This window comes from Thioclava sp. GXIMD4216 (genome assembly GCF_037949285.1).
GTDB lineage: Bacteria > Pseudomonadota > Alphaproteobacteria > Rhodobacterales > Rhodobacteraceae > Thioclava > Thioclava litoralis.
This window is the reverse complement of the sequence record NZ_CP149926.1, coordinates 1,002,033-1,016,992: the sequence shown is the minus strand read 5'-3', so window position 1 is coordinate 1,016,992 and position 14,960 is coordinate 1,002,033. Positions and strand designations below refer to the sequence as shown.

The following is a 14,960-nucleotide window of genomic DNA, read 5'->3' as shown; positions in this document are numbered from 1 at the left end:
CCACCTATATGGCGCCCCTTGGGGTCAGACCTTATCCAGCAGACCACGGCCCTTCAGCAGAGCCTCGACCCCCGGCATCCGGCCACGGAAGCCCTTGTAGAGCGTCTCGGCCTCTTGCGAGCCCCCTTTCGACAGAATCCAGTCTTCCAGCTTTTCGGCCATCGCCGGATCGAAGGGGCCGCCTGCTTCCTCGAAGGCCTCGAAGGCATCGGCATCCATGACCTCGGCCCACATATAGCTGTAATAGCCCGCGCTATAGCCATCGCCCGAGAAGACATGCCCGAAATGCGGCGCCGCATGGCGCATACGGATCGCATGGGGCATGCCGATGTCTGCCAGAACCTCCGCCTGACGGGCCAGCGCATCTTTGGGCGCGGCGCCATCATGGAAGTCCAGATCGACCAGCGCCGAGGCCAGATATTCCACCGTCGAGAAGCCCTGATCATAGGTGGCCGCAGCCTTCAGCTTGTCCTGCAGCTCCTGCGGGATCGCCTCGCCCGTTTGATAGTGGCGAGCGTGTTTTTGCAGCACCTCCGGCACATCCAGCCAGTGCTCGTAAAGCTGGCTCGGCAGTTCAACGAAGTCCCGCGCGACCGAAGTGCCCGAGATGAATTCATAGGTCACATCCGACAGCATCTGATGCAGCGCATGGCCGAATTCATGGAACAGGGTCCGCGCGTCATCATGGCTAAGAAGCGTGGGATCGCCCTTGGCGAAGTTGCAGACATTCATCACGATCGGGCGCGTATCCCCGCCCAGCTTCTTCTGCGAGCGCATCGCCGTGCACCAAGCGCCCGAGCGTTTGGACCCGCGTGCATGGTAATCGCCCAGGAAGACCGCGATATGCTGGCCCCTGCGGGTGACCTCCCAGCCGCGCACATCCTCATGGTAGAAAGGCCCCTCCATCGGAGTGAATTCCAGCCCAAACAAACGGTTGGCCACATCAAAGGCCGCGCCAATCATCGCATCCAGCGAGAAATAGGGCTTTAGCGCCTCTTCATCGAAGTCGAATTCCGCCACACGGCGTTTTTCGGAATAGTAGCGCCAGTCCCAAGGTTCTAGCGGACCATTGGTTCCGTCACGATGCAGCATCTCGGTCAGCACCTCGGCATCGGCCTCGGCCGCCGCCTTCGCAGGCCCCCAGACGCCCATCAGAAGGTCGCGCACCTTCTCGGGGCTGCCCGCCATCTCGGTCTCCAGCTTATAGGCCGCGAAACTGTCATAGCCCAAAAGCTTGGCGCGTTCTTCGCGCAAGGCAAGGATCTCGTCCAGCAGCGCGGTATTGTCGGTCTCATTGCCATTGGCACCCCGCGCAGTCCACGCCTCATAGGCAATCCGGCGCAGCTCCCGATTGTCGGAAAACTGCAGGAAAGGCACCACGAGCGAGCGCGACAGCGTCAGCACGGGGCCGTCTTCCTCGCGGTCCTGACCTGCGGCCCGCGCCGCCGCAGCCAGCGAGGCCGGAAGCCCTGCCAGATCCTCTTCGGTCAAAGGATGCGACCACGCACGCTCATCCGCCAGAAGGTTCTGCGAGAACTGGGTGTAAAGCACCGCCAGACGCGATTTGATCGCGGTCATCCGCTCGGCCTCGGCCCCTGTCAGCGCGGCTCCGGCACGGATGAACATGCGGTGATAGAGCTCCAGCATCCGGTCCTGTTCGGCGCTCAGACCCAGCGTCTCCCGAGCGCGCCACAGCACGGCGATCCGCTGGTAGAGCGTTTCGTTCATGATGATTTCCGACGAAAAGGCCGACATCTTGGGCGCCAGTTCGCGCATCAGCGCCTCACGCGCAGGCGTGCTATCGGCGCCCGAGACGGTGTAGAACAGCCCCGCCACGCGGTTGAGCAGCTCTTCGGCCTCTTCCAGCGCCTCGATCACATTGGCAAAGGTCGGCGGCTCGGGGTTGGCGGCAATGGCGGCGATATTGGCGCGAGCCACGGTCAGGCCGGTCTCGATGGCGGGGCCGAACTGGTCATCCTCCATCTGCGCAAAAGGTGGCAGGGAAAACGGGCCGGTCCAATCGGACAGAAGCGGATTTGTCATGCAGATCTCCTTTCCAAGGAAGCTAGGCGCTTGGTTCGGCTATGGAAAGGGGCTGCTTCAAATGCCGTGAGGTTTTCCCCCGCAGATCGCGCAATCGGGAGCGCGGGTCAGTTTTATGCGGCGATTTTCACCCCAGAGGATATCGACCATCTGCAAAGACCCGCGCAGGCTTTGGCCCGCCCCCGTGATCTCCTTGATCGCCTCGGCGGCCATTTGCGCGCCCAGAACGCCGGGCAAAGCGCCAATGACGCCCGCCTCGGCACAGCTGGGCGCAAGCCCTTCGGCGGGCGGTTCGGGGAAGACACAGGCAAAACACGGCGCACCATGCGCCGGATCATAAAGCGAGAGCTGCCCCTCCCATTGCGTGATCGCGCCTGACAAAAGCGGCACGCGGGCCGCGACACAGGCCTGATTGACCAGATAGCGGGTCGGAAAATTATCGCAGCCATCAATCACCAGCTGACAGTTTTCGAACATATCAGCCGCTATTTCCGCCGTCAGACGGGCATTGATTGGCACAATCTCGACATCGGGGTTTTGCGCCCTAAGCCAGCGGGCCGCCACTGCCACCTTGGGCTGGCCGATATCGGCTTCGGTATAGATCACCTGCCGCTGCAGGTTCGAGCGCGACACAAGGTCATCATCGACCACCGTGATCCGGCCCACCCCTGCGGCCGCCAGATACATCAGCACAGGCACGCCAAGCCCGCCTGCGCCCACCACAATCACATGCGCCTCCTTCAACCGCCGCTGGCCCGTGCCGCCCACCTCCCGCAGAAGGATATGGCGCATGTAGCGTTCCAGCTCGCGGTCGGAGAAGGCCGCCATTCAGCCGATACCCGTCGAGCCAAAGCCCCCCGCACCGCGCGCGGTATCGGACAGGGTCTCGACCTCGGTCACGTCAAAGCGATGCACCTGCGCGATCACCGCTTGCGCGATCCGGTCGCCATGCGAGATACGGAACGGCACCTTGCCCAGCAGCATCAGCCCGATCTGCACCACGCCGCGATAATCCTCGTCCACCGTGCCGGGGCTATTGGGGATGATGAACCCGTGCTTCAGCGCCAGACCCGAGCGCGGACGGATCTGCATCTCGGTCCCTGCGGGCAGCTCCACATGGAAACCCGTCGAGATAAATTCGAACTGCCCGGGCTCGAAGGTGATCGGCCCGTCGGGCAGAAAGGCGCGCAGGTCCATACCCGCCGCACCGGCGGTCGCATAGCTGGGCAGGGGCAGGTCCAGATTGCCCTCGGCGCGTTTGAAGCGGATTTCCATCGTCATTCCTTCGTCGTCAAAGCGGAAGCGATGCGCAGCGCCAGACGGCGGGCGACCTCTTCCTTGGCAAGGCGGGGCCAGGTCTCGGGACCCTGCGCATCAATAATCGTCACGGCGTTTTCGGAGCCGCCCATGATACCGGTTGCGGGGCTGACATCATTGGCCACGATCCAGTCGCAGCCCTTGCGCGCCCGCTTGGCGGTCGCGTGCTCCATAACCTTTTCCGTCTCGGCTGCAAAGCCCACCACCAAGGCGGGCCGCCCCTCGGGCATCTGCGAGACCTGCGCCAGAATATCGGGGTTCTCACCGAATTCGAGCGCGGGCGCGCGGCCCGTGCCGTCCTTCTTCATCTTCTGCTGACCGGCATTGAGCACATGCCAATCGGCCACGGCTGCGGCACAGACCGCCGCATCGGCAGGCAGCGCCTCTTGCACGGCTGTCTGCATCTGCCGCGCGGTCTCCACCCGCACCACCTTCACGCCTGCGGGCGGCGGCACCGAGGCAGGCCCCGTGACAAAGGTGATCTGCGCGCCCAGATCACGCAAAGCACAGGCCAGCGCCGTCCCTTGCGCGCCCGAGGAGCGATTGGCGATATAGCGCACCGGATCAATCGGCTCATGCGTCGGCCCCGAGGTCACCACGATATGGCGGCCCGAAAGCGGCCCTTCGGTTAACGCGGCACGGATCGCGGCGATAATCTCGGCGGGGTCGCTCATGCGCCCCTCTCCGAATTCTCCACAGGCCATCGGCCCCTCGACCGGCCCGACAAAGCGCACCCCATCGGCCTGAAGCTGGCGGATGTTGCGCTGTGTCGCGGGATGGTCCCACATGCGCACATTCATCGCGGGCGCGATCAGCACGGGCTTATCGGTCGCCAGAAGCAGCGTCGAGGCCAGATCATTGGCCAGCCCCTGCGCCATCTTCGCCATCAGATCGGCGGTCGCGGGCACCACGACCAAGAGATCGGCATTGCGCGACATCTGGATATGGCCGATCTCGGCCTCGCGCGAGACATCGAACAGATCTTCATGCGCGGGCTCTCCGGCCACCACCGACAGCGTCAGCGGCGTCACGAATTCGGCGCCCGCCTTAGTGACGATCGGCGTCACCGCACAGCCCTCGGCGCGCAGGGCACGGATCATCTCGGGCACTTTGAAGGCCGCGATGCCGCCACCGATGATCAAAGCAATGCGTTTGCCGTTCAGCATGATCTTTCTCCGCAGAAAACGGCCTTCAGATCTAAGCCACCTGCCCCAGCCGTGCAAGCACCCGCAGATGCCACGCCATTCACGAACTCCCCCGCCAAAGAAAAGCCCGACGCAAGCGCCGGGCCAAGTTCAACAGGGAGAACGTAAAAGGGAGCCACTGATTACGACGGAGAAATCCGGACGGTCAGGCAAAATAGGTCTGCACCTCGGTCCCGTGCATCTCGAGACTTTTGCGCATTTTGCCAAAGGCCTGCGCTTCAAGCTGGCGAATGCGCTCTTTCGACAGACCCAGCTCCTGGCCAAGGCTTTCAAGCGTGCGGGGATCCTCGATCAGACGGCGCTCGCGGATGATGTAACGCTCGCGCTCGGTCAAACGGCCCATCGCCTCGCCCAGCCACGCCCGCAGCGTGATACCGTCCTGATTGGCGGAAACGCTGCCCTCCGTATCGGCGTTTTCATCTTCCAGCGTGTCGACCCATTCACGCCCCTCATCCTCGGAGGATTGCGTGGCGTTCAACGAGAAGTCACTGCCCGAAAGACGACCTTCCATCATCTCGACATCGGCCAGCGGCACGCCGATTTCCTCGGCCACGCGCTTGCGCAGGCTGGCTGCATCGATTTTGCCGCCCTCGGCCTCGACCTCGCGTTCGATCTGCGCCTGCACGCGGCGCATATTGAAGAACAAGGCTTTTTGCGAGGAGGTCGAGCCGGTGCGCACCATTGACCAGTTGCGCATCACGAATTCCTGGATCGAGGCCTTGATCCACCACACGGCATAGGTCGAGAACCGCACACCACGTTCGGGGTCGAATTTCTCGGCGGCTTTCATCAGACCAAGGCTGGCCTCCTGGATCAGATCGTTCATCGGGGCCCCGTAGCGGCGGAACTTGGCTGCCATCGAGATCGCCAGACGCATATAGGCATTGATCAGACGATGAAGGGCCACCTCGTCACGGCTCTCGCGCCATGCTTTCGCCAATTCCAGCTCGGTCTCCGCATCCAGAAACTCGGCCTTCATCGCGCGGCGCGGCAGGGTTTCATCGGTCATACCATCGAGTGCCATCATCTATCTCCCGATCCTGAGCGAGACTGGCGCCCGCATTCAAATCCGTTTCATGATCTGACAATGCACCGGCAGCGAAACGGTTCCGTGAAACTGGAAAAGATTTTTAACCTTTTCGGGAAAATCACGCCGTTCTTTCCAAAACGACGGCAATTTTTCTTTTAACGTCAGACCTCTAGACACATTCCTGCGGGTCAAGCCTTGCCAGCAAGAAAAATCCTCTGCATCGGCGTCTTCCGGCGCGTAACGCAACCATTGCGCGAAATTTGATTGTCTTTACACTCGGCATATCGCCATCCGCCAAGGGGCATCTTATGGTTGCAACGATTTACACCACAGCCTTCGAAGGCGTGGAGGCTCTGCCTGTCGAGATCCAATGCGCCCTTTCGCCAGGATTGCCGGGCTTTTCCATTGTCGGCCTGCCGGACAAGGCCGTCAGCGAAGCGCGCGAACGCATTCGGGCCGCGCTGGGGGCTTTGGCCATCGCGCTGCCGCTGGAACGGATCACTGTCAATCTGGCACCGGCGGATCTCCCCAAAACCGGAGCGCATTACGACCTGCCCATTGCGCTGGCGTTACTGGCGGCAATGGGGATTATCCCCAAAGAGGAGGCGGCGCAGGTGGTGGCGATTGGCGAGCTGTCTCTGGACGGGCGGCTGGTCGCGGTGCCCGGCGCATTGCCCAGTGCCATGACTGCGGCCGCCCATGACCGCGTGCTTCTATGCCCCGCCGCCTGCGCCTCGGAGGCAGCTTGGGCGGGAAAGGATCTGGTCTTTGCCGCCGCGCATCTGGATGCGATGGTGCGTCATCTGTCGGGGGCTGCGCCGCTGGTACCAGCCGTCCCTGCCAATGCGCAAACCGATGCCCCGCGCTATGATCTGACAGACGTGAAGGGGCAGGAACGCGCCCGCCGCGCGTTGGAAATCGCCGCCGCCGGTCGCCATCACCTGCTGATGGTCGGGCCACCGGGCGCGGGCAAATCCATGCTGGCGCGCTGCCTGCCCGGCATCATGCCCCCGCTGACACCGGCAGAGGCGCTCGAGACCTCGGTCATCCAGTCGGTGGCGGGGCAGTTGCCCGAGGGCGGGCTGTCGCGCGCGGCCCCCTATCGTGCGCCACATCATACGGCCTCGAAAGCGGCCCTTACGGGGGGCGGGCGCGGGGCCGCACCGGGAGAGATGAGCCTTGCGCATAACGGGGTGCTGTTTCTGGACGAACTGCCCGAATTCCAGCGCGATGTGCTGGAGACCCTGCGCCAGCCGATGGAAACCGGCGAGGTCAGCGTTGCGCGTGCCAATGCGCATCTCACCTATCCCAGCCGTTTTCTGGCGGTGGCGGCGGCCAACCCGTGCCGCTGCGGCCATCTGGGCGACCCCGCCCGCGCCTGTGCCCGTGCGCCCGATTGTGGTGCCGATTATCTGGGGAAACTGTCGGGGCCGCTGCTGGACAGGTTCGACCTGCGCATCGAGGTGCCCCCTGTGGCCTATACAGAGCTTGCCGCCCGCCCCGCCGGCGAACCAAGCGCCCGCGTTCTGGCACGCGTGACGCAGGCCCGTCAGGCACAGGCTGCGCGCTATGCCGCCTGTCCCGAGATCCACGCCAATGCCGATGTCAGCGGCGTCTTGCTGGACACGGTGGCCCGCCCCGATGCCGAAGGGGCCGCCCTGCTGGAAAAGGCCGCGCAGCGCCTGCGGCTTTCGGCGCGGGGCTATCACCGCATCCTGCGCGTGGCCCGCACGATCGCCGATCTGGAGGGCACAGAGCCTATCCGCAAGGCGCATCTGTCCGAGGCCATCAGTTACCGGCTGTTGTTCGGGGGGCCGCAGACCATGCGCGGCGAATGAAGCGCGACAGGTCCTCTATCGCCTCTTCCGCCTCGGGCAGGTAGCGGGCGAACATCTGCCAGACATGCGGCGTATCGGGCCAGCTCTGCACTGTCACCTCCACCCCGAAACCGCGCAGACGGTCCGCCATGCGCAGACTGTCATCGCACAGGATTTCGGTCAGGGAGTGCTGGATCAGCACCGGCCCTGCCCCCTCGAAGCGCGAATAAAGCGGCGAGACCTGCGGATCTTCCGGATCCATCCCCGCCAGCAGACAGTCAACCAGCGTGCCAAACTGCTCTGGCGGTAGGATCGGGTCGGCCTCGGCATTGTCGCGCATGGACGCGCCCTGCCCCGTCAGATCGGTCCAGGGCGACATCACACAGGTCGCGCCGGGCGGCGTGCCACGCGCACAAAGCGCCGCCAGCAGCACAAGCGCCAGCCCCCCGCCCGCACTATCCCCCACAATCGCGATACGGTCGGGGCGAAAGCCTTTGGCCAGCAACCCGTCCCATGCCGCCAGCGCATCTTCCGGTGCCGCAGGCAGGGGATGGTCGGGGGCCAGACGGTATTCGGGCAATACCACCTCGCAGCCCAGATGCCGCGAGATCTCTCCGGCCAGCCCGCGGTAATGCCACGCCGACCCCGCCAGATAGGCCCCGCCATGCAGATACAGCACGACATGATCGTAATCGGTGATCGCCCCCGCCCGCACCGACAACGCCGCCACCTGCCCCAGATCGCGGCGCAGCACCAGAAGCGCGGGCGGGATCGGCAGACGATGGGTGCCCGCCTCGAGGGCGGCGCGGGCCTCTTGCGGCCCTGTAATCTTGCGAAACCGGCGTTTGACCAAATGGCGCAGAAATAGATTGAAAAGCTGCACACGCGCGCTCATTCGCCGGCTTCCCCGTTATGGAAGGTGATGGCGCGTCAGCCCGCGCGCCGTGCTTCGATGGCCTGCCAGATCTTGGCGGCGATATTGACCCCGTCAAACCGCTCAAGCTCCTGAATGCCGGTGGGCGAGGTTACGTTGATTTCGGTCAGCCAGTCCCCGATCACATCGATCCCCACAAAAATCTGGCCCTTCTCGCGCAGATGCGGGCCGATACGCGCGCAGATCTCGCGATCCCGCTCGGTCAGCTCGACCTTTTCCGGACGCCCGCCGACATGCATGTTGGACCGCGTCTCGCCCTCGGCAGGCACACGGTTGATCGCTCCCACGGGCTCGCCATCGACCAGAATGATCCGCTTGTCACCTTTGGACACGGCGGGCAGGAATTTCTGCGCGATCAGCGGCTCGCGATTGATCCCCGAGAACAGCTCGTGCAGCGAGGCCAGATTGCGGTCATTCGGGTCCAGACGGAACACCCCCGCGCCGCCATTCCCGTAAAGCGGCTTGAGAATGATATCGCCATGTTTGTGCTTGAACTCGCGCAGGGTCTCCAGATCGCGGGCGATCATGGTGGGGGGCGTCAGATCGGGGAAATTCAGCACCAGCAGTTTTTCCGGCGAATTGCGCACCCAGAAGGGGTCGTTGACCACAAGGGTTTTCGGATGGATGCGATCCAGCAGGTGGGTGGTGGTGATATAGCCCATATCGAACGGCGGGTCCTGCCGCAGCCAGACCACATCGAATGTGGACAGATCGACATCCTGTTTCTCGCCCAAAGTGAAATGGTTGCCCTTTTCGCGCTTCACGGTCAGCGGCCAGCCCCGCGCATAAATCGCGCCTTCCCGGTAGCTTAGCTGGTCGGGCGTGTAATAGAACAGCGCGTGCCCACGGGCTTGGGCTTCCTCGGCAATGCGGAAGGTGCTGTCTGCATCGATATTGATCGGACCAATCGGATCCATCTGAATTGCAACTTTCAAGGCCATGGGCGCCCCCTTTCGTTGGTGACTTAGTGCACCGAAACCAAAAGCACATGCAATCGTGCTGTTCTCCGCATGGTCTGTTCAGTTTTCCACAGAATCTTCCTGCAAGCCCCGTTGTAACAGCGGTGCCCGCCTGTGCCCGGGGATTTATGGCCGCAAACTACAGCCAGCCATCGAAACGGAAAGCGTCGGTCACCAGCCGGATTTCGCCCGTGCCATCCACCAGCGCCAGATCAAAGCGCAGCCGCTTCTGCTGGCACTCGGGGTGGCGGGCCACATAATCCAGTGCCGCGCGCCCGATACGGCGGGTCTGCGCCGCCCCGAGGCGTGGCGCGGCAGCCGCAAAACTGCGCGCCCGCTTCACCTCGACAAAGACAAGACAGGCCCCGTCCGACGCGCCACCGCAGCCCCCGCCCTCCGGCAGCGGACCTTCCAGAACCAGATCGATCTCGCCATAGGCACCCCGCCAGCGTGTCTCACGGCAGACAAAGCCCTGCGCCGCATAGTGCCGCGCCACCTGGGCCTCGGCCACCGCACCGGCAAGATGCGCCCGAAGCCCGCGCGCCTTGCGACGTGCCGCCTCGGGGTCCTCGCTCATAGATCCTCAAGCCCCAGCGCGATCTGATAGACCTCGCGGCGCTTCAGCCCCAAAAGCTGCGCGACCTCGGCAGAGGCATCCTTGACGCTCATATGCGGCAGAAGCTTGCGCAGCGCGGTCTCGATATCTTCGGGGGCGGCCTCGCGCTTGCCCGCCCGATCCACCAGAATAACGATCTCGCCCTTGATCTCGCGGTCCTCAAGCTGCGCCTGCAATTCGGCCACGCTGCCGCGCAGAGCCTCCTCGAACCGCTTGGTCAGTTCACGGCAGATCACCACCTGACGATCCGCACCATAGGCCGCCGCCAGATCGGCCAGAGTGTCCTTCACCCGCTTCGGGCTTTCGTAAAAGATCATCGTCGCGGCAACGTTATCCATCGTGCGGAACCAGTCCTGCTTGGCCTTGGACGCCCGCGGCGGAAAGCCCGCAAACAGGAACCGGTCCGATGGCAGCCCCGAAACGGTCAGCGCCGCCAGTGCCGCCGACGGACCGGGGGCGGTATGGACCGGCACGCCCGCATCAATCGCCGCACGCCCCAACTGATAGCCCGGATCGGCCACAAGCGGCGTGCCGGCTTCCGAGGCATAGACCACCGAGCGGCCTTCGCCCAGATGGTGCATCACCTTGGGACGCGCCTGATCGCCATTCTGGTCGTGATAGGAGATCAGAGGCCGGTGATCCAGTGCAACCCCATGAATTTCCATAAGATGTCGCAAAGAGCGGGTGTCTTCGGCCACCAGCACATCGGCTGTGGCCAGCATATCGAGGGCCCGCAAAGTGATATCGCGCGCCGCCCCGATGGGGGTTGCAATGAAATGCAGCCCCGGTGCCAGCGCCCCCTGTCCGGCCTTCGCGCCCACCGTCACCGTTTTTCCGGCCTGCCAATTACCGCTCATTGCGCCCCTTCCGTCACGTTTACTTCCCCTATGGAAACGCATAGGGTCTGCCCTAATTCAATCCCTGCCGAATGATCAGAGGACCACGTATGTTCGCGATTTTACGAAAGCGCCGCAACCCATTGATCCGTCTCGCAGCCGTGATGTCTGCGTTCTGGGTCGCCGCCTGTGACCCGAACGCGATGACTGGCAGCGGATCGGGCCAACGAATCGACACCTCCAAACCGGTTCCTGTCGCCCTACTGCTTCCGGGCGGCTCGGGCAATTCCGGTGACGAGGCTCTGGCGCGCTCGCTCAAGCAGGCTGCCGATCTCGCGATCTCCGATCTCGATGGGGTGAAGATCGATCTGCGCGTCTACAATACCAGTGCCAATGCCGCTCAGGCCGCACAGGTCGCCAGCAAAGCCGTGGATGATGGCGCGAAAATCATCCTTGGTCCGGTCTTCGCACAATCGGCCAATGCCGTGGGCAATGCCGTGGCCGCGCGCGATGTGAACGTGCTGGCCTTCTCGAACAACACCTCGATCGCAGGCGGCAACGTCTTCGTGCTGGGCCCGACCTTCCAGAACACGGCCAACCGTCTGGTGCGCTATGCCGCCCGCAATGGCAAACGCAACATTCTGGTCGTGCATGAACAGAACACCGCCGGTCAGGCAGGGGCGCAGGCCATTGAAAGCGCCATCAGCAGCTCTGGCGCGAAACTGGCTGGCAATATGGCCTATCCCTTCTCGCAGCAGGGGGTGATCAACGCGGCAGGCCAGATCGCGGACCGTGCGAAAGCCGATGATGTCGATGCTGTCTTCATGACCGCCGATACCGCAGGCGCGCTGCCGCTTCTGTCGCAGCTTCTGCCCGAACGCGGCGTGAATACGCAGCAGAAGAAATTCATCGGCCTGACCCGCTGGGATGTGCCGCAAGCCACGCTGCAACTGCCGGGCCTGCAAGGCGGCTGGTTCGCCACGCCCGACCCGAACCTCAACGCCCAGTTCCGCGCGCGCTATCAGGCGGCCTTCGGCGAGGCTCCCTCGCCCATTGCAGGGCTGGCCTATGACGGGATCGCGGCAATCGGCGCGCTCGTGAAATCGGGCAACCCGAATGCGCTGTCGAAATCGGGTCTGACCCAGCGCTCGGGCTTTGTGGGTGTGAACGGCATCTTCCGTCTGCGCTCGGATGGCACCAACGAGCGTGGCCTTGCCGTGGCACAGGTCAATAACGGTCAGGTGCAGGTGATCGATCCGGCCCCGCGCAGCTTCTCGGGTGCAGGCTTCTGATCACTCTTTCCCGCGTGCCAGCCAACTGGTAACACAGGATAACGCAAGGAGGGGCGGCCACGCATCTGCGGGCCGCCCCTTGCCTGTTAAAGCCGTGGCAAAGACGGCGGATAAGGGAGTTGATGATGGACCAAAGCGCTGCTGCCGAACAAAGGCTAATCACCCCGCTGCCTGCCGAGGCCCCGCTGCTTTTGAAAAGCGACGAGCTGATCCCCGCTCTTGACCATGTGCTGGACGGCATCACCGACCCCAAAGAGATCAGCACCGCAACGGTGCGGTTCCTCAACACCGCCCGCGATGCGGCGCGGCTGTGGATCGAGGCCGATCTGGCAGGGCATCCGCGCATCGCCCGCGCCACGGTCGAGAATTACGCGCGCATGACCGATGGGATGGTGCGGGCCGTGGTGCATGTGGCCTCGGATTATCTCAACCCGCAAACCTCCAAGACCCCGGAGACCATTACCGTGCTGGGCGTGGGCGGCTATGGCCGCGCCGAGATGGCCCCCCATTCCGATGTCGACCTGCTGTTTCTGGGCGACAAGAAGCTCAGCCCGTGGACCGAAGCCGTGATCCAGAGCATGCTTTATATGCTCTGGGACCTGAAGCTGAAGGTGGGCCATGCCTCGCGCACCATCGAGGACTGCCTGCATCTGGGGCGCGAGGATTTCACCATCCGCACCGCGCTTCTGGAGCAGCGTTTCCTCTGTGGCGATGCGGCACTGGCCGACAAGCTGGCGACCCAGCTTCGCAAGAACCTCTTTGCCAATTCCGCCCCCGAATTTGTCGAGGCAAAGCTCGACGAGCGCGCCAAGCGCCACCAGCGGCAGGGCGGGCAGCGCTATGTTCTGGAGCCCAATGTGAAAGAGGGCAAAGGCGGATTGCGCGATCTCCAGACGCTCTACTGGATCGCGAAATACGTGCATTCGGTCAATCGTGCTGCAGAGCTGGTCAAGCTCGGGGCCTTCACCGAAGAGGAATACCGCAATTTCCGCACCGCCGAGGATTATCTCTGGGCCGTGCGCTGCCACCTGCATCTGATCGCGAACCGCGCCGCCGACCAGCTGACCTTCGATATGCAGGTCGAGGTGGCGAGCCGGATGGGGTATAAAGACAGCGCCGGACGCCGTGCCGTCGAGATTTTCATGCAGGACTATTTCCGTCATGCCACCATCGTGGGCGATGTAACGCGGATCTTCCTGACCAAGCTTGAAGCGCAGCATGTCAAACACGCCCCCAAACTGACCCGCATCTTCCGCCGCCGACGCCACTTGAAGCCTCCCTTCATCGACGATAACCGCCGGATCAATGTGGTCGATGAAAGCACCTTCCTGTCGGACCCCCTCAACCTGCTGCGGGTCTTCGAAGAGGCGCTGCGCACCGGCCTGCTGATCCATCCCGACGTGATGCGGCTCGTGCAATCCAACCTGCATCTGTTCGATGACAAGCTGCGCCGGAACCGGGAGGCACGGCGGATCTTCCTTGATCTGCTGCTCAAGCATGGCAATCCGGAACGGGCCCTGCGCCGGATGAACGAGCTGAACGTGCTGGGGGCCTTCATCCCCGAATTCGAGCCCATCGTGGCAATGATGCAGTTCAACATGTATCACAGCTATACGGTCGACGAGCATACCATTCAGGTGATCTCGGCGCTCGCACAGATCGAGCGCGGCGAGCTGATCGAGGAATTGCCGCTTTCGTCGGAAATCCTGAAAGAGGGCATCAACCGCAAGGTCATGTATGTGGCGCTTCTCTTGCACGATATCGGCAAGGGCCGCCCCGAGGACCATTCCATTCTGGGGGCCAAGATCTCGCGCAGCGTCACCCCGCGTCTGGGCCTGAAGGAAAGCGAATGCGAAACGGTGGAATGGCTGGTGCGCAACCATCTGGTCATGTCCGACATGGCCCAGAAACGCGACATTTCCGACCCGCGCACCATCAAGGAGTTCGCCAAGGTGGTGAAGACCCGCCAGCGGCTGGACCTGTTGACAGTGCTGACGGTCTGCGACATCCGTGGCGTGGGGCCGAATGTGTGGAACAACTGGAAGGCCACCTTGATCCGGCGCCTGCATGCCGAGACAGCGGAGGCGCTGGAGCACGGGCTGGAGGCGATCAACCGCGACCAGCGCGAACAGGATGCCCGCAAATCCCTGCGCGACCGGCTGGAGGCCGAAGGCTGGGAACCCAAGGTGCGCCGCGCCGAGGTGGCCCGCCATACCCCCGCCTACTGGCAGGGGCTGTCCACCCAGACGCAATATGCCTTCGCACATCTTCTCAAGGATCTGCCCGATGACGAGATCCGCATCGATGTGCAGGTCGATGCCGATCACGATGCCACCCGTGCGGCCTTCGCGCTGGTGGATCATCCGGGCATTTTTGCGCGGCTGTCGGGCGCGATCGCGCTGGTGGGGGCCAATGTGGTGGATGCCCGCACCTATACCACCAAAGACGGCTATGCGACGGCGGTGTTCTGGTTGCAGGATGCCGATGGCCACCCCTTCGAGGCCTCGCGCCTGCCGCGCCTGCGCAATATGATCGACAAGACGCTCAAGGGCGAGGTCGTGGCCCGCGATGCGCTGAAAGACCGCGACAAGGTCAAGAAACGCGAGCGCGAGTTCCGCTTCCCCACCCATATCATGTTCGACAATGACGGCTCGGAACTTTACACCATCGTCGAGGTGGATACCCGCGACCGCCCCGGCCTGCTTTATGACCTGACGCGGGCCCTGGCCTCGAGCAATATCTACATCGCCTCGGCGCAGATCGCGACCTATGGGGCGCAGGTGGTCGATACCTTCTATGTGAAGGATATGTTCGGCCATAAGCTCCATGCCGAGAGCAAGCGGCAGAAACTGGAACAACGGCTGCGCGATTACATCGAAAGCGGTGCAAAGCGGGCGAATAACTGATGAAG

The 14,960-nt window shown here is 63.3% G+C and carries 12 protein-coding genes; 3 read left to right on the top strand and 9 right to left on the bottom strand.

Annotation, left to right across the window (positions count from 1 at the left end):
* Positions 1-24: 24 nt before the first annotated feature.
* The 5 genes from WDB88_RS05020 to WDB88_RS05000 form a co-directional block, all read right to left on the bottom strand.
* Entirely contained in the window at positions 25-2,043 is a 2,019-nt protein-coding gene (locus WDB88_RS05020; RefSeq protein ID WP_339109108.1) for a M3 family metallopeptidase, read from the bottom strand.
* A 57-nt stretch (positions 2,044-2,100) separates the two neighbouring features.
* The gene (locus tag WDB88_RS05015) at positions 2,101-2,871 is read right to left on the bottom strand and encodes a HesA/MoeB/ThiF family protein (protein WP_339109107.1); all 771 of its coding nucleotides are present in this window, start codon (positions 2,869-2,871) and stop codon (positions 2,101-2,103) included.
* Positions 2,872-3,324, bottom strand: a complete 453-nt coding sequence (dut, locus tag WDB88_RS05010) for a dUTP diphosphatase (RefSeq protein WP_339109106.1) — start codon at positions 3,322-3,324, stop codon at positions 2,872-2,874.
* The gene (coaBC, locus tag WDB88_RS05005) at positions 3,321-4,526 is read right to left on the bottom strand and encodes a bifunctional phosphopantothenoylcysteine decarboxylase/phosphopantothenate--cysteine ligase CoaBC (protein ID WP_339109105.1); all 1,206 of its coding nucleotides are present in this window, start codon (positions 4,524-4,526) and stop codon (positions 3,321-3,323) included. The genes dut and coaBC overlap by 4 nt, the downstream gene beginning before the upstream one ends.
* Positions 4,527-4,710: 184 nt before the next feature.
* Complete coding sequence (locus tag WDB88_RS05000; protein WP_339109474.1) at positions 4,711-5,589, bottom strand: RNA polymerase factor sigma-32; 879 nt, start codon at positions 5,587-5,589, stop codon at positions 4,711-4,713.
* A 314-nt stretch (positions 5,590-5,903) separates the two neighbouring features.
* On the opposite strand from WDB88_RS05000, the gene WDB88_RS04995 reads away from it, so the two are divergent.
* Positions 5,904-7,433, top strand: a complete 1,530-nt coding sequence (locus WDB88_RS04995; RefSeq protein WP_339109104.1) for a YifB family Mg chelatase-like AAA ATPase — start codon at positions 5,904-5,906, stop codon at positions 7,431-7,433.
* Here the strand turns inward: WDB88_RS04995 and WDB88_RS04990 are convergent.
* From WDB88_RS04990 to rsmI, 4 genes are all read right to left on the bottom strand, one after another.
* Positions 7,384-8,307, bottom strand: a complete 924-nt coding sequence (locus tag WDB88_RS04990; protein ID WP_339109103.1) for an alpha/beta hydrolase — start codon at positions 8,305-8,307, stop codon at positions 7,384-7,386. The two genes, WDB88_RS04995 and WDB88_RS04990, sit on opposite strands and share 50 nt — an antisense overlap.
* A gap of 35 nt (positions 8,308-8,342) precedes the next feature.
* Positions 8,343-9,287 carry a glutathione synthase gene (gene gshB, locus WDB88_RS04985; RefSeq protein WP_339109102.1) on the bottom strand — a complete coding sequence of 315 codons (945 nt, stop codon included), beginning with the start codon at positions 9,285-9,287 and terminating at the stop codon, positions 8,343-8,345.
* Positions 9,288-9,444: 157 nt separating this feature from the next.
* Positions 9,445-9,882: a YraN family protein gene (locus WDB88_RS04980; RefSeq protein ID WP_339109101.1), complete on the bottom strand. Its 438-nt coding sequence runs from the start codon at positions 9,880-9,882 to the stop codon at positions 9,445-9,447.
* Entirely contained in the window at positions 9,879-10,778 is a 900-nt protein-coding gene (rsmI, locus tag WDB88_RS04975) for a 16S rRNA (cytidine(1402)-2'-O)-methyltransferase (protein WP_339109100.1), read from the bottom strand. The genes WDB88_RS04980 and rsmI overlap by 4 nt, the downstream gene beginning before the upstream one ends.
* Positions 10,779-10,867: 89 nt before the next feature.
* On the opposite strand from rsmI, the gene WDB88_RS04970 reads away from it, so the two are divergent.
* Positions 10,868-12,049, top strand: a complete 1,182-nt coding sequence (locus tag WDB88_RS04970) for a penicillin-binding protein activator (protein ID WP_339109099.1) — start codon at positions 10,868-10,870, stop codon at positions 12,047-12,049.
* A 122-nt stretch (positions 12,050-12,171) separates the two neighbouring features.
* Positions 12,172-14,955: a [protein-PII] uridylyltransferase gene (locus WDB88_RS04965; protein ID WP_339109098.1), complete on the top strand. Its 2,784-nt coding sequence runs from the start codon at positions 12,172-12,174 to the stop codon at positions 14,953-14,955.
* The last annotated feature ends 5 nt before the right edge of the window (positions 14,956-14,960 follow it).

Bases quoted from the DNA above. Each gene is read 5' to 3' on its own strand.
- WDB88_RS05020 (WP_339109108.1), bottom strand. From the start codon at position 2,043: ATGACAAATCCGCTTCTGTCCGATTGGACCGGCCCGTTTTCCCTGCCA.
- gshB (WP_339109102.1), bottom strand. From the start codon at position 9,287: ATGGCCTTGAAAGTTGCAATTCAGATGGATCCGATTGGTCCGATCAAT.
- dut (WP_339109106.1), bottom strand. From the start codon at position 3,324: ATGACGATGGAAATCCGCTTCAAACGCGCCGAGGGCAATCTGGACCTG.
- WDB88_RS04980 (WP_339109101.1), bottom strand. From the start codon at position 9,882: ATGAGCGAGGACCCCGAGGCGGCACGTCGCAAGGCGCGCGGGCTTCGG.
- coaBC (WP_339109105.1), bottom strand. From the start codon at position 4,526: ATGCTGAACGGCAAACGCATTGCTTTGATCATCGGTGGCGGCATCGCG.
- WDB88_RS04995 (WP_339109104.1), top strand. From the start codon at position 5,904: ATGGTTGCAACGATTTACACCACAGCCTTCGAAGGCGTGGAGGCTCTG.
- WDB88_RS05000 (WP_339109474.1), bottom strand. From the start codon at position 5,589: ATGGCACTCGATGGTATGACCGATGAAACCCTGCCGCGCCGCGCGATG.
- WDB88_RS05015 (WP_339109107.1), bottom strand. From the start codon at position 2,871: ATGGCGGCCTTCTCCGACCGCGAGCTGGAACGCTACATGCGCCATATC.
- rsmI (WP_339109100.1), bottom strand. From the start codon at position 10,778: ATGAGCGGTAATTGGCAGGCCGGAAAAACGGTGACGGTGGGCGCGAAG.
- WDB88_RS04970 (WP_339109099.1), top strand. From the start codon at position 10,868: ATGTTCGCGATTTTACGAAAGCGCCGCAACCCATTGATCCGTCTCGCA.
- WDB88_RS04965 (WP_339109098.1), top strand. From the start codon at position 12,172: ATGATGGACCAAAGCGCTGCTGCCGAACAAAGGCTAATCACCCCGCTG.
- WDB88_RS04990 (WP_339109103.1), bottom strand. From the start codon at position 8,307: ATGAGCGCGCGTGTGCAGCTTTTCAATCTATTTCTGCGCCATTTGGTC.